Source organism: Rhodococcus zopfii NBRC 100606 = JCM 9919, from assembly GCF_001895025.1.
In the GTDB taxonomy this organism is placed as follows: domain Bacteria; phylum Actinomycetota; class Actinomycetes; order Mycobacteriales; family Mycobacteriaceae; genus Rhodococcus; species Rhodococcus zopfii.
Genome location: NZ_BCXI01000070.1, coordinates 1 through 13,151, shown reverse-complemented (window position 1 = coordinate 13,151; position 13,151 = coordinate 1). Strand labels below are relative to the sequence as shown.

At 64.3% G+C, this 13,151-nt stretch carries 14 protein-coding genes; 7 read left to right on the top strand and 7 right to left on the bottom strand.

The features are described from left to right. The first annotated feature begins 141 nt into the window (after window positions 1-141). From RZ1_RS28260 to RZ1_RS30285, 4 genes are all read left to right on the top strand, one after another. Window positions 142-1,161, top strand: a complete 1,020-nt coding sequence (locus RZ1_RS28260) for a restriction endonuclease (protein WP_072816147.1) — start codon at window positions 142-144, stop codon at window positions 1,159-1,161. A gap of 331 nt (window positions 1,162-1,492) precedes the next feature. Then, a complete protein-coding gene (locus RZ1_RS28255) occupies window positions 1,493-2,233 on the top strand; it encodes a DUF4145 domain-containing protein (RefSeq protein WP_072816145.1) in 741 nt (246 codons plus the stop codon). Window positions 2,234-2,310: 77 nt separating this feature from the next. Further along, a complete protein-coding gene (locus tag RZ1_RS28250; protein ID WP_072816144.1) occupies window positions 2,311-3,345 on the top strand; it encodes a tyrosine-type recombinase/integrase in 1,035 nt (344 codons plus the stop codon). Between the two features lie 326 nt (window positions 3,346-3,671). After that, window positions 3,672-4,046 carry a hypothetical protein gene (locus tag RZ1_RS30285; protein WP_139282045.1) on the top strand — a complete coding sequence of 125 codons (375 nt, stop codon included), beginning with the start codon at window positions 3,672-3,674 and terminating at the stop codon, window positions 4,044-4,046. Between the two features lie 527 nt (window positions 4,047-4,573). On the opposite strand, the gene RZ1_RS28245 is transcribed toward RZ1_RS30285, so the two are convergent. Together RZ1_RS28245 and RZ1_RS28240 are read right to left on the bottom strand one after the other, a co-directional pair. Beyond that, window positions 4,574-5,296, bottom strand: coding sequence for an 8-oxoguanine DNA glycosylase OGG fold protein (locus RZ1_RS28245; protein ID WP_072816150.1), 723 nt, complete (start codon window positions 5,294-5,296; stop codon window positions 4,574-4,576). Between the two features lie 65 nt (window positions 5,297-5,361). Continuing rightward, window positions 5,362-5,661: a hypothetical protein gene (locus RZ1_RS28240; RefSeq protein ID WP_072816142.1), complete on the bottom strand. Its 300-nt coding sequence runs from the start codon at window positions 5,659-5,661 to the stop codon at window positions 5,362-5,364. Window positions 5,662-5,808: 147 nt separating this feature from the next. Here RZ1_RS28240 and RZ1_RS28235 point away from each other — a divergent pair, with 147 nt between their 5' ends. Then, window positions 5,809-6,120, top strand: a complete 312-nt coding sequence (locus RZ1_RS28235; protein WP_072816141.1) for an ArsR/SmtB family transcription factor — start codon at window positions 5,809-5,811, stop codon at window positions 6,118-6,120. 37 nt (window positions 6,121-6,157) lie between these two features. Here RZ1_RS28235 and RZ1_RS28230 read toward each other — a convergent pair whose 3' ends face one another. The 5 genes from RZ1_RS28230 to RZ1_RS28210 all read right to left on the bottom strand — a co-directional run bounded on the left by RZ1_RS28230 (window position 6,158) and on the right by RZ1_RS28210 (window position 11,259). Next, window positions 6,158-7,150, bottom strand: coding sequence for a hypothetical protein (locus tag RZ1_RS28230; RefSeq protein ID WP_072816139.1), 993 nt, complete (start codon window positions 7,148-7,150; stop codon window positions 6,158-6,160). Then, window positions 7,147-7,539, bottom strand: a complete 393-nt coding sequence (locus RZ1_RS28225; RefSeq protein ID WP_169918158.1) for a hypothetical protein — start codon at window positions 7,537-7,539, stop codon at window positions 7,147-7,149. Before RZ1_RS28225 ends, RZ1_RS28230 begins: the two co-directional genes overlap by 4 nt. A 193-nt stretch (window positions 7,540-7,732) precedes the next feature. Next, a complete protein-coding gene (locus RZ1_RS28220; protein WP_072816136.1) occupies window positions 7,733-8,725 on the bottom strand; it encodes an Abi family protein in 993 nt (330 codons plus the stop codon). 219 nt (window positions 8,726-8,944) lie between these two features. After that, the gene (locus tag RZ1_RS28215) at window positions 8,945-9,325 is read right to left on the bottom strand and encodes a hypothetical protein (RefSeq protein WP_072816135.1); all 381 of its coding nucleotides are present in this window, start codon (window positions 9,323-9,325) and stop codon (window positions 8,945-8,947) included. Then, window positions 9,322-11,259 (bottom strand): hypothetical protein, encoded by a 1,938-nt coding sequence (locus RZ1_RS28210; protein ID WP_139282044.1) that lies wholly within the window; start codon window positions 11,257-11,259, stop codon window positions 9,322-9,324. Before RZ1_RS28210 ends, RZ1_RS28215 begins: the two co-directional genes overlap by 4 nt. A 73-nt stretch (window positions 11,260-11,332) precedes the next feature. On the opposite strand from RZ1_RS28210, the gene RZ1_RS28205 reads away from it, so the two are divergent. Then, a complete protein-coding gene (locus tag RZ1_RS28205) occupies window positions 11,333-11,878 on the top strand; it encodes a DUF4238 domain-containing protein (RefSeq protein WP_072816131.1) in 546 nt (181 codons plus the stop codon). A gap of 25 nt (window positions 11,879-11,903) precedes the next feature. Further along, a protein-coding gene (locus RZ1_RS28195; protein WP_139282046.1) for an IS3 family transposase occupies window positions 11,904-13,123 on the top strand; the annotation gives its coding sequence in 2 pieces (ribosomal slippage) (window positions 11,904-12,213 and window positions 12,213-13,123; 1,221 coding nt in all). Window positions 13,124-13,151: the final 28 nt, after the last annotated feature.

The following is a 13,151-nucleotide window of genomic DNA, read 5'->3' as shown; positions in this document are numbered from 1 at the left end:
ACCCGAACGCGACGACCAGCACGACTATCTTCTCTGACCCGGTCGCGCACGCTGCACAGCCGACACCGAGAATTGGGCGGTGGGTTTACGAGAACAGACGAGATTGTCCGGAGTCGATACACCGACCAGGCTTGGTGTGCAATGAGCAGAGCCAGCGAGGCAGTTGCTGCCGCCGGCGGGTGGAGGACATGGTTCACGACCGCGTGTGGGCTTCCGCCTAGCGCATCGAACGCGGAGACGGCCGACCGGGGCCGTGAGTTCGAAGCCGCGCTCATCGAAATGTTCAGCGAGGCTGGTCTTCAGCCCCGAAGGAGTTATCGCCCGACAGGAGAGGAGATCGATGGTTCAATCTGGCTGGATGGCAGGACGTACTTGTTCGAGGCCAAGTGGACGTCCGCAGCCCATCCAGCCTCGAGTCTCTACCAGTTCAAGGGCAAGGTCGAAGGAAAGCTGACCGGCACTGTCGGCCTGTTTTTCAGCATGAGTGGCTACAGCACGGACGCAGTTCAGGCATTGCTCGTAGGTAAAGACCTCAACCTCGTACTTTTTGACGACTCCGACATCAACTTCGTGGTCGACGAACGAATCGACATCGCGGACGCGATCCGCTTCAAGGTTCGCGCCGCGGCGGAATCAGGCACCCCGTACCTCCAACTCGACAAGGTACTCGCTGCTGCAAGCCAGGGGGAGATCGCCAGGCCACGACCGAGGATTGTCTTCGTCGAAGGACGCTTCGAGGAGCGTGTATTCGAGTACCTGCGCGACGACCGCAACGCTACGGAGCCAGTGCAACTCATGAATACCGCTGGTCCGATGAACATGGCGCGGACAATCGACGCGATGCTCCAGCTAGCTGGTCACCCTCTGCCGTTCGTGGCGGTCCTCGAACAGGACGAGGCCGAGCGCAAATCCGGTCGCGATGTTCAAGAGATCGTGGATCAAGTCAATGCCGAGAATGGGCAGGCCGAGCTGCTGTGGATTCCGAGTTCGTTGGACGAGCGCTTGGGTCTCACCGAACGCGACCGTCAACTGATCTGTCGTTTGCCCCCTGATCGGCTTGCCAAATTCCTTGCACAGGTCGATCTCGACGAGCAGATCAGCCTTCATCCAGAACTGGTACCTGTGCTCACGGCGGTCGGGATCCCGATACGACGACCCTAACGAGCGGGACGGTGGCAACATGGGGGGCTGCCCTGCATTGGCCAACCGTAGGTGTTCGGGCAGGATAGAGCGCGTGCGGGCGACTTTCCAGGATCTCGCGTCACAACTTTGCGGATCTGGTCGATCGTGACGACGAACCTTGTGGCGCTGTGCCAACTATCTGGCAAATTGGCAACTGCGGTGGCGATTCACACCGCCGCCGCCACCTATATCCCAACACTTAGCCGCGACAGTCTACTAGATAACAGGTATTATCTAGCAAGGCTGGTTGCGCCGACCGCATCTTCCCCGCCGCCGCTGACCACCGCCGCGATGCAAGAGATTGGAACTCATGGACGACAGCGTGCGCCTGCTGGTCAACTACTTCGACGCAACAGACTGGCCTATGCCTATCTGCCCAAGTTGCAAGAAGGGCAGGCTGATTGCCCGGCCGGCGAACATCACCATGCAGGAGCACGGGAACAGCGCTAGCGCGGGTTGGCACGACCCCATCGGAATCACGGGGGTCTTCCACGGACGACTCGAGTGCACGAGTTCGTCCTGCCGTGATTGGGTCGCAGTTGGAGGCGATTTTGCTGTTGACCCAGCCGACGATCCACACTCCGCAACCTCCTGGGTCCAGATACTGAGACTTCGGACCGCCTATCCGGCGATTGACATCCTCACTCCTCCTTCAGCGACACCGCACGCTGTAGCGGCGGAGTTGTCGCGGGCCGCATCCGTTGTTTGGTTCGAGCCTCGCCTCGCCGTGACAGCGCTTCGAATCAGCCTTGAGCGCTTGATGGATGAACAGGGCATGCCAGTGTCAGGTCCCGACGGACGGAACCTCTCACTTCATCGAAGGCTTGAGATCTTCAAGCAGACACATCCAGTTGAGGGTGCATTGCTCCTTGCCGTGAAGTATGTCGGCAACGAAGGAACACACTCCGCATCTACGGCAATCAGCGCAGAGGACGTACTCGACATGGCCGAGTTCATCGAAGTCGCGCTTGAAGCTCTGTACGGCGAGGACAACTCGGCTATCCACGCCCGAGCCACTCGCATCATTGCCGCCAAGAAGCTCGTCGACTAGCCGCCGTCCCACATGGCTGCGCAACCATGCGCACTGTGACTTGTGGATGGCCGGACCCACTGCCGGAGGTGATTCGGATGAAGAAACGAACCATGCTCGCCTCTCGCTTCGAGGAGTTCCTGGTCTACCGCAGCACGGCGAAGCTGTCTGAGCACACGATCAAGGCCTACCGGCAGGATTTCGCTGCGATCGCTGTCCGCCTGGCTACCACGGCAGGTGCCACCGTCGACCAGCTCGGCTGCGACGTCATTGACAAGGCTCGGATGCGTGGTGCGTTCGCTGACTTCGCCGCCGATCACTCGGCTGCGTCGATTCGGCGTTGCTGGTCGACGTGGAACAACCTGTGCGACTACCTGTTCACCTCGGACATCATCGAGGCGAACCCGATGGCGGCCGTGCTGCGCCCCAGGGCCGAGAAGACTGTCCCGAAGTCGTTCGACCAGGATGCGGTCCAGCATCTCCTCTCGACACTAACCGAGGACGACGAGCAGAACTCGCATGCCTGGCAGGAACGGGACCTCGCGATCGTCTTCACTGCGCTGCTCACCGGCTGCCGGCTTTCGGAGCTGGTCGTGATGAATGTCGGTGACCTGCGCGATGTCGACGCGACCGGTCGGACGAAGGCCATCACCGTGCGCGGCAAGGGCAACAAGGAACGCGTGCTCACAGCCGAGGCCCCGCTCGTGGACGTTCTCACCGACTACCTCGAGTCTCGGCTGCAGCGGTTCCCCGGCAGCGGCAAGGCCCGGTCCTCGCCCACTGACTCGCCGTGGCGGAGACTTCGCGCCAAGGATGCACTGTTCGTCGGCGCCGACGGTGAGCGCATCACCGGCCCGACGATCCAATACCGGGTCGAGCGAGCGTATCGCCGGGCCGGGATCAACGGACAGCGCGCGAAGGGTGCTCTGGTGCACCAACTCCGGCACACGTTCGCGACAACCCTCGCCGATCAGAACGTGAGCGTCTACACGCTGATGAGGCTGCTCGGGCATGAGGCGATGACAACGACCCAGCGGTACACGAAGGGTGCAGGGAAGGAGACCCGCTCCGCCTCTGCGCTCAACCCGGCGTATCGAATGCTCGAAACGAAGGCTGCGCCGACGGACGGCTGACCTTGGGTTCAGGCGGATACTGCGGCGCATCGCGCGGCGGCGCGCAGTTGGCCGGCCGAGACACTCGATGTCTCGGGAATGACCGGCTCATTCACCACAACAGCGGTGGCGCCGATGGACAGCAACACAGGTCGCGACGTACTGCGTACTGTCGAGTCGGGACCCGAACATTTCGGAAACTTGATGTTGGTTCGAAGTCCGCCACTTCCTGATGCGTTCTCCGACGTCCGCTCTAAAAGAGCCCTCCAGACATCGCCCAGACACTTGTACCTTTCGCTCTTGATCTGCCTCCACCTCGACTCTTCGGTCTCGGAGTAGTAGGGCCCATGTCTACCAACCGGACGATCTTCTTTCCCGTTGCCTTATCGATCCCGACGACAGTCAAGGGGTCAGGAGTCAACGCGAGCGACAGCTCCAAGAGTTCCTCTGTAACGAGGAACGTCTCAGTCGGTTTCGGCGACACCCGGGGCGTCTTCGCGTTACTGTTCGGTGCTTCTCGGCCCTTCCCGTTGGGGTCCGACACCGGTTTGGATTTCGCACCTTGTTGTGACGTTTTCTTATTCTTCGACACTTTCTGGGTACGTGTCGTCGTCGAAGTAGGTCCGGTAGTGGTGCCTGTGTTCGAACGGCTCGGCGGCTTCGATCTCGTGCGGGTGGTCGTTCCCGGTGCCATCCGGTCGAGAGCGACCAACAGTGACTGACTTTGGTCAAGGAGTACTTGGAATCGATGTTCACCGTCGGCCAAGACACTGAGCTGCCCGACCATCTGGGAGATGTCTTGTCGCAGTTGCTTTTGCAGAACCTCGAACTTGTCACTCGCTACTGGCTCTTGATGCAGTTTCCGATGCCGTGTCCGTAGGTTGTCAACGCGGTTTGACAGCGCCGTGTATTGACCAACCACGGGCTCCATGTGTTGTTCCTTCCGCGCATCCAGGTGGCACCGTCACTCGACGGTTCCTACGAAAGGTAGTCGATCAAGAGCGCGTCAGCGTAGTTCTCGTTCGCCTCGAACACCGATTGGTCCGGAGGATGGCGGCCGGCTTGTAGGTCCGGTGTCGACGAGGCGTTGTTCAGCGTGGACTCCCTGCCGGTCGGCCGGTGAGTCGTTCAACCGGCGCGATCCCGATCAGCAGCTTGGTGGACAGCGCCTACACCTCCGATGCCGAAAACAGCAAGGCTCCAACGGCCACTGGGTTTACATTCGCTGACTTCCAAGCGAACCACGCGGTCAGAAGCCGCTCGAACTGTCGAACAACCACCGTTCGAACAAATCCGGGCGCAAATTGCCTGTCTCCTGCGCCCACCGAGCGAGCAGGGAGCAGTACCGCTGGTACGTCTCGGCCGGCCAACCACCCTCGGGATGCAACGAGGTCCACCCGATGTCGACCAGAGCGGACGCAACGCGGCTGTCGAGGATCAACGATGGGTGATCCGGCGCCCCGGCACCGGCGAAGTACAGGTACTTGGTGAAGAAAGCCGGGCCCAGATGGGCGATCGCGGGGGTGCCTCGCGGGTAGAGAGTGTCGTAGGCACTCTCGGGGTCGCGGTGAGACGACTGGGCGGCCGTGCGCAACGCCAGGGCAGCAGCGGAGCGGTCCCGGGCGACCGAATCCATCCGGTTGAGAACCTGCCGCACCTTCCCGCCAGCACCCCAGGCGAGTGTGTGCCACAGCAGAGCGAGGGTATCGGTGGGAGAACCCGATGAGGCGGCAGCGAGCCCGAAGAGGTCACCCCGGGTGATGACAGCCCTGCCCTGGTCGATGCGTTGTCCTGCGCTGTGACGTCCGATGACGGGTCCTCCAGGAAGGTCACGTTCATGCAGGGCGTCGTTCCACCAGGTCAGATTGACCGTGATCGCGTGGTCGAGGATGACCTCGCGGGGATTAGCGGATTTCACCCACGTCAAGCATGTCTGGGGTGGTTCGACGGTGCTCAGATCGGTCGGTGCCATGGCCTGATCCTGCCCGACCATCGTGGCGGAATTCGGTATCCGGCTGCCGGTGTCCCGGGTAGGGGTTACAGGGCGACTGCGCGGCGTTCGTCCGGACTCTGCGCCGAGGCTGGGTACTCGGCGAGCATATGAGCTCGGAACCGTGCCCAGTCCTTGTCGTCGGCGAGCGTCCATCCCATCCCATACATCGGGGAGACCTGTTGGTAGCAGGACCGGCACACGATGCTGTCCATCGAGCCTTTAGCGGAGGCGTCGCAGCACGGGGTGAGGTGGTAGGCGGTGCCCGCGTAAGCCACGACATGTGCGGTGTCGTCACGGTAGATCTCGACGACGCGGTCTCGGTGCGCTGCAGCGGTGTTGGTCATTCGATCCTCTGTGGAAGCGGTTTGGGGCGGAACATGTCTGAGCGTCCGCATTTTCGTCGGTGGTGTTGCAGCGGGTGTCGGCTGGTGGTGAACTCCGGCGCTAGCGTGGTGCGGCGTTGACCTGACGATCGTTGGAGGAACCCGCCGATGCCCACTCCCACAGTGACACCGATGCGCGGACAGCCGGTTCTCCAGCAGTGGGCTCGGCGGTTCGATCTGCTGGCCGATCCGAATCGGCTGCGGATCCTGCACCGGTTGCATCACGACCCGGACTTGTGCGCCTGCGACCTGGCCGACGCGGTCGGTATACGGCCGACTGCATTGTCACAGGCGCTGCGGCTGTTACGGGAGCAGGGATGGGTCGAGGCGACACGGCAGGGTCGGCTGATGCGGCACCGGTTGGTTGATGCGACCGTCCATTCGTTGCTGCATACGGTCGGCGCCGACCACCGGCACTGAACGGTCTCCCCTGCTCCGCCCACCCACTGGTAGCGGTTCAGCCGAGAACCGCGTCTCCCCAGTACAAGTCGGATCCTGGGCGGCGTCGGCGCATCGCGACTGACGATCCGTGCGCGGCCAGCTGGCTCACGTGCCGATCATCATCGTCGGTGCGCAGCACGACGACCGGCGTACGGGTGACGTGCACTGTCGAACCGGGAGGTCGGACCCGCTCAATGGAGGTGTGGAGGATCCCCGCGGCGATGAGGTTCCGCGCTACGAGCACCAACCGGGCGAACAGATCACCCTGAGGGTCGTACACCGGAACGTCGAAGCTGAACTGGCCCTCGGTCTCGTGTGGATCGGCCGTCTCGGGTGCCGTCCACACCTGCGGGTGCAGTCGCTCAGTGTCGAGCATCAGAGCGGGCAGGGTCGCGCCCCCGTACGCGCGGGCAGCGGCGTCCGCGCGGCCTGCCTCGTCGCCGGTGAGGGTGTCGTAGGTCGAGATCCAGTCGGCGACGCGGAATCCTCCCCCGTCGGGCCACCAGCTCAGAGCGTGGATGGTCTCGGCTGCGGCGTCGTCACCGTCGGCGGTGACCGTGAACGGAGCAGAGAAGGTCAGGTACGCATCCGGATACGGCAGCGCCGCGGCCTGCACACCGAGCGCAGCGACGTCGTCGCCGATCAGCGCCTGCGCGGCCGCGAGCGCAACAGCGCCTGCGGCCGGTGAGGCGATGAGCAGTGGTACCTCGGCCAGTCGATCGGCTCGATCGGTAAGCCACTGGCTGACCATCGGCATCTCCGCGCCAGCAGCGAGGTCGCCGGCGGGCACGGCGGCGACGTAGCCGTAGGAATGATCGAGCCAGGCAGCCAAGCGCACACCGGTGGGCTGCAGAGACGGATTCCAGGCCGCAGCCAGGTCCACCTCGACATGGGAGCGGAGCGCGGCTGCAAGGCGATTCCGAAGCCACGCGACCGCGTCTGCGTGGTCGGTGACCGCGCTGGCAGCGGCGAGTCGGGCGTCCCAGGTGGGGAGCACGTGAACGTTCATCGTGGGTGGACTCCTCGATTCGGAGGTTGGACAGAGTCCTCGCCGTTCGGACGCCTGAGAAGCGGGGTAGTTGTGCCGACGGCGAGGATGCGTCGCTGGCGGGCGAGGTCTCGGGTGCTCGCCTGGTAGGCGAGCACTACTGCGGCGGCGAGTACGGCGAACAGCACGGTGAAGCCGACGACGACCAGGACAACCAGAGTGAACGGGAAGCTGGCGTTTGTCCACGTGAGGGACCAAACGGGATCACCGACACCGTCTGGTGCGGCGAAGCGGTCCAAGCGGTAAACCACGCGCATGAGGACCCATCCGACCGCGGCTCCAGTCACGGCGGCTCCGGTCACGGCGGCACCAGCGATCGCTGCGGCGGCGATGGTGTGTGGGGCGGTCATGGTGGTGACGACGGTAACCATGGGGTTATCCACTTCGTGCGTTCGCGACGACGCCGTCCATCTGCTGTTGACCTGCAGATCCAGACCCGAAAGCACACGAACCGAGCGCTACAGGCTTGCTCGTGCCAGATCATGCCCCACGATTCGGACGAAGCCGCTCCTGGAAGCGATCACCGCCTGAATCGGTCGCCCATCATGAACGCCAAAGGTCGAGCGACTCCCACCCTGGAGGGACCCCCATTGAGCGGATCGACAGCACGTGTGACGTCGGAAACGTCTGCAGCAGCGCTGCGAGCTGTCGGTGCCACTGCGTCTTTGCCTCGATCGACGGGAGGAGGTAGGCGATCACTGCGAGTGCGTTGTACGTACCGAAGACATCTTTGGCGGTCTCCTCATCCCGGAGGTGGTCAAGGAGCGGCACAAGCCCTACCTTAGGTCGCGCTGGAGCGTGCTGGAGCTTCCGGTTGAACAGGCGAGCGTGGTGCGCTGCTACGTTCCGCACGTAGTTCAAGCTGGCGAGCCAACTGACCATGAGCTTCTTGGTCGGTACTCCGAACGCCAGAGCGATTTCTTCGGCGTCCTGCTGGCGCAATCCTCTGTAAAGGACGGAGAGCTGGCCCAGTTCGAGGATCTCGGTGAGCGCCCAGACCGGCATCCGGTCGTCATACTTCTCCCGGAAGTGGGCGACGAACCGCTCGTCGGACTTGGCCCGCCGCTCATCGACTCGCTGTAGCCATCTCGCATGAGAACTGGGCGTCGGCTCTCCCGTGGCGGGATTGGTACCTTCACGCGTGAACGTTTCTGTGAAGCTGGCCGGGTCTGTGTGAGCAAAGGCCGAAGTGCGACCGAGCACGTAACCAATCCTCATCCGTACCGCGACCTCGATGCGTTCGATGCCATCCATCACAAGCATGCGCAGCTGCCGGTCGAAGTCGATGATCGACTTGGCGTGGCGCAAGGTCGTGTCTGGCCGATAACCGCTGAGCACGCGGGTGCGCGTGCGGTTATCGTCGCTCCGATACTGTTCGGACTTCCGAAACGGGTAGAGGTAGCCGGTGAGCCGGTAGTAACCGACCGCTTTCAGGAGTTCAGCCGCTCGGCCTCGGTCGACCACGTCGACTCCGCTGCTCGCCAGCTGCTCGACCTGTTGTTCGAGAGACAGCCAGGGCTTCGTGTACTCCACCATGAGATTCCTTGGACAGAAAATCAGCCCGCGCCTTGCGGCAACGGGCTGATCATGATGAGACCCATGTTAGCACGGCACCCCGAGGGGTCATTCGTAGCCGCCTACGACGGCGTGTTGTTGCCACGCGAATCGAACAGATGACTCAACCGTGAAGGCTCACCGGTGCGCCGTCCCGGCGATGCGGAATATTTTGGGCACCTTACGCACGCGGCCTACCAGTCAGCGCCGGGCCGGTCGGTCGAGTTCGCGGTATTGGCGGTGGGCTTCCTCGGCCAGCCAGGGGTAGGTGCGGGCGATCTGGGTGAGTACCCGCTTCTTGATGACCGTACCGGCGGTCTCGGACAGCTGTTGCCCACCGCTGCTGCGTACACCGTTGCGGTGGGCGTCGTAGTTCGATCCGGTGTGCCGCAGCCAATTCACGCACAGTCGTTTGAGGAACGCCTCGCTCGAGGTTGTCTCGGCCGGCCGCTTGCCGGGCGCGAGGCGGGCGTTGTAATGCGCGATCGCGCGGCGGATGAGCACCGGCGGCGCGAGCTGGACGACCTGCACATCGACTCGTGCGGCCGCAGTCAGCGCCTTGCCGTGGTCGGGCCGGGTCATCGCGTGATCTCCGGGGCCGGGTTGAACGCAGCTGCCGCCTGCTGCGCGAGATGGTCTGCGGTGCCGGAGTCCTCGGCGGTGGCGCAGGAGCGTTTGAGAACCACGCCGTCGATGTCGAGGACGCAGGTCACGTGCATGTCGGCGCCGGACCCGGAGACGCTCGCCGGGGTGAGCCCGCGCCAGGCCTGCCGTTGGGTACTCATGGTCACTCCCCCTTGCGGTGCCCGTGTAGTGGTCGCCGGTGTCGTGGCCGGGGTGCGGGACGTCGAGGCCACCGGCAACTCCTGGGCGTAACTCGGCGGCCCGGGGTCCGGTCCGGTCTGGGGAATGACGACGATGGTCCGCACAAGGTCGTCCTTGGTGGACGGGCAGCGCTGGTTGCTCGCGCTGATGTCCTGCCATACCGATTCGCGGTCGTCGCGCCCGACAATCGATGCGGTGACGATGACGTTTGTCGTGGCTGAGTGGTCGAAACTGTCCCAGGACGTTGCCCTCGCGCCGGCACCGGCATCGGCGGCAGTGTCGTCCGAGACGAAGATCCGCGAGGACTGCCACCGCATCCCATCTGCCTCGGCGCCTGCCGCCTGCCTGGTGCCACCGCACGCCAGCGACCGAACGTCGGTGCCGGACAGGCTTCGGGTGGTCGCGTCGATCGTGTCGACGCCGTCCGACCATGACCGCAGGCTCGCCCCGGTGATCGACTGGTCAGCCGGGAGGACCGATGCCGCGACGTTCGGCAGGTCCGGCTCACGCAGGTCCGGTGCGCCGGTCATCGCTGCCGACAGTGCCAATCCGCCCGCGACAGCGATGACCACGGCGCTCGCGCCCACACCACCGAAGAAGGCGAGGGTGCGCTTGGAGATTCCCCCGGGTACGGGTTCGTCGGTGTCCGTGTCGGGTTCGGTGAGCGGGCGCGGACCGGGGTCCGTCGTGCTGTCGACGGGTGCGGCATCGAAGGCGAGGGCACCGCGGCACAGCACGTGCTGGGGATTCGCCATCACCTTCACCGGGCCGTGCACCCGAGCTGCTGCGGGCACGGCCGGGTCGTAGGCCAATCCACCGCACAGCATCACCCGGTGACTGATCGGCTCGGTGGCCTTCTCGTCGAGCCTCGTGAGTAGGTCGCTGAACTGGGTGGCGAAGTAGCGGTCGCCGGTTGCGTCGACTTCCTGCTCGGACAGCGTGATCCGTCCGACGGGCCGCGGCAGGTGGACGGTGACGGCGTCGTGGTCCGCGAGTGCTTCTCGGGCAGCGCGTATCCGAGGGACGCCGGCGAATCCCCAGCGGGCATCGAGCGCCTGGTCCGGGAATCCGGCGTCGGTGAGAGCGTTGGCGAGGAGGAATCGGTCGAAGATGTCTCCGCCGCTGTCGGATTGAGCACGTCCGATGATCCGCGGGCCGCGCTCACCACCGATGACGGCAATCGCTGACAGATCGGTGGCTCCGCAGTCGACGGCGATGACCCCGGCGCCGACCGGCAGCGTGGGAAGGGCGTAGGCGAGGGCCTTGTCGGACGGGATGAGGGTGACTGTGCGGGTCAGCGCAGCATGCACGATCCGCTGAAAACGGCGCTGCAGCTCGGGTGCCCACGTGGAGGGGACGACGATCACGATCTTCGGGGTCGTCCCGAGTTCGTTGATGGCGGCCTCCAGCACGGGGCGCAGCAGCAGCCCGGTCAGCGCTTCGATCGACCAGGACACCCCGTCAATGACGAGGGATGGCACGTCGAGGCGGTCGACCAGCGGCCCGAGCTGCGCCAGCGTCACCGGGTCACCGTCTCGGGCCGGCCGAGGTTGCCCGGCCTGCACGACCAGCCGTGCCAGCGGGGTGGTGGTGCCATCGATCACAAGTGGGGTCACACGGCCACTGGCGTCACGGACGGCCGCGGCGAGCGTGCACGCTCCGACGTCGATGGCCAGGACAGGGTTGGGCATGCCACCGATGATCGCGGGTCGCTTCTCCACGACGAACGTGAGCGATGTCGGGCTGACGACCTAACCTGTCCTGATGCGTATCGACCATCGGTGGTTACTGGATGTCGAGATTGAGCGGTCAAAGGAGATCGCGCGCCAGGCCAAGGATCGGCCGCGCAGGCATCATCACGTTCCCCAGATGTACCTACGCCGATGGTCGCCCGCAGATGGGTCGTCACGTCTGGTCCGTATGACGGACATCGACACGTCGGAATCGGAGCTGCGCAATCCTGACTCCATCGCAAACGAGCCGTGGTTCTACCAGATCTCCGCCGATGACGTCGATCCGGAGAACGTGCCGGACTTGTGGTTCGAGATTCACATGTCGCACGTGGAAAACGACGCCAAACACACGCTCACGGCACTCGACCAGTTACCAGACGGCCAGCTTCGGGATCGAGCACTCATGACCGACCTCGCCGTGTTCGTCGGGCTACAGAGCCAGCGAACGGTCCGTCGCCGCCAAGGCGAGTTGGACATCGACGCCGGTATTCGCCGATTTGGGGCGCGCAACGTGGTGGGAGAACCGGAGATAGGGGGTTCCCCCTTGAGTGTGGACATCCTGAACACTGGGTCGTGAGGATCCAGAGGAAGAGATGTCACTGATGGTGATGAAGGCATACTCGGCGGAGTTCAAGGCCGATGCCGTCGCGCTGTACCTGTCCGACCCGAGCCATACCTTCGACGGCATCGGCCAAGATCTGGGTGTCAGCCGGGAAACGCTGCGCAACTGGGTACACGCCGAACGCAAACGCAGCGGTGTGTCCGGGACCGCCGACCGGGACCGCAAGCCGGCGCCTGCTGGCGAGGTATCGTCCGAGTCCGTGTTGGAGGAGGAGAACAGGCAGCTCAAGGCCCAGATCCGGAAGCTCGAGACCGAACGGGAGATCCTGCGCAAAGCCGCGAAGTATTTCGCGGGCGAGACGAACTGGTGAGCCGCTTTCAGTTCGTCGACGACCACCGCGACACCGTTTCGGTGAAGTGGCTGTGCCAGATCCTCGAGGTCTCCCGATCCGGGTTCTACCGGTGGCGGGCCGCAGCGGCGGCCCGCGCCGAACGCGCCCGCGCCGACCAGGAGCTGGCCGAGCGGATCCGCGGGATCCACGACGACTCCGACGGCACCTACGGGTCCCCACGGGTGACCGCCGAGCTGCGCGATGCCGGGCTCGAAGTCAATCACAAGCGGGTCGAACGGGTGATGCGCGAGCACGGGATCGTCGGCGTGCATCTGCGCAAGACGGTCCGCACCACCGTCCCCGACCCGGACGCGGTCGCAGTGCCAGACCTGATCCGGCGGGACTTCACCGCGAGCGCACCGAACACCCGGTATGTCGGCGACATCACGTACCTCCCCATCGGGGACGGGCAATTTCTTTATCTGGCAACGGTGTTGGATCTGCATTCGAAACTGCTGGCGGGGTGGTCGATCGCCGACCACATGCGTACCGAGCTGGTCACCGACGCGCTGCGGGCCGCCGCGGCCGTGCGCGGTGCCGACGGCCTCGTCGGGGCTGTCTTTCACTCCGACAACGGGGCTCAGTACGCCTCGGCGGAGTTCGCCGACGTGTGCCGTGAGTTGGGTGTCACGAGATCGCGGGGTGCGGTCGGAACGAGCGCGGACAACGCTGCTGCGGAGTCGTTCAACGCGACGTTGAAGCGGGAGACGCTGCAGGGCAAGAAACGCTGGAACAGTGCGGGTGAGGCGCGCGCTGCGGTGTTCCGTTGGGTCACTCGTTACAACACCAGAAGGAGGCACTCCACTCTCGGTCAGATCTGCCCGATCGAGTACGAACAGCGGTCGGCTACGCTGGCCACCGCCGCATAGGAACTGGTGTCCACATCTCAGGGGGAAG

Bases quoted from the DNA above. Each gene is read 5' to 3' on its own strand.
- RZ1_RS28245 (WP_072816150.1), bottom strand. From the start codon at position 5,296: ATGGCACCGACCGATCTGAGCACCGTCGAACCACCCCAGACATGCTTG.
- RZ1_RS28255 (WP_072816145.1), top strand. From the start codon at position 1,493: ATGGACGACAGCGTGCGCCTGCTGGTCAACTACTTCGACGCAACAGAC.
- RZ1_RS28230 (WP_072816139.1), bottom strand. From the start codon at position 7,150: ATGAACGTTCACGTGCTCCCCACCTGGGACGCCCGACTCGCCGCTGCC.
- RZ1_RS28240 (WP_072816142.1), bottom strand. From the start codon at position 5,661: ATGACCAACACCGCTGCAGCGCACCGAGACCGCGTCGTCGAGATCTAC.
- RZ1_RS28260 (WP_072816147.1), top strand. From the start codon at position 142: ATGAGCAGAGCCAGCGAGGCAGTTGCTGCCGCCGGCGGGTGGAGGACA.
- RZ1_RS28215 (WP_072816135.1), bottom strand. From the start codon at position 9,325: ATGACCCGGCCCGACCACGGCAAGGCGCTGACTGCGGCCGCACGAGTC.
- RZ1_RS28235 (WP_072816141.1), top strand. From the start codon at position 5,809: ATGCCCACTCCCACAGTGACACCGATGCGCGGACAGCCGGTTCTCCAG.
- RZ1_RS28210 (WP_139282044.1), bottom strand. From the start codon at position 11,259: ATGCCCAACCCTGTCCTGGCCATCGACGTCGGAGCGTGCACGCTCGCC.
- RZ1_RS30285 (WP_139282045.1), top strand. From the start codon at position 3,672: ATGTCTACCAACCGGACGATCTTCTTTCCCGTTGCCTTATCGATCCCG.
- RZ1_RS28220 (WP_072816136.1), bottom strand. From the start codon at position 8,725: ATGGTGGAGTACACGAAGCCCTGGCTGTCTCTCGAACAACAGGTCGAG.
- RZ1_RS28205 (WP_072816131.1), top strand. From the start codon at position 11,333: ATGCGTATCGACCATCGGTGGTTACTGGATGTCGAGATTGAGCGGTCA.
- RZ1_RS28250 (WP_072816144.1), top strand. From the start codon at position 2,311: ATGAAGAAACGAACCATGCTCGCCTCTCGCTTCGAGGAGTTCCTGGTC.
- RZ1_RS28225 (WP_169918158.1), bottom strand. From the start codon at position 7,539: ATGACCGCCCCACACACCATCGCCGCCGCAGCGATCGCTGGTGCCGCC.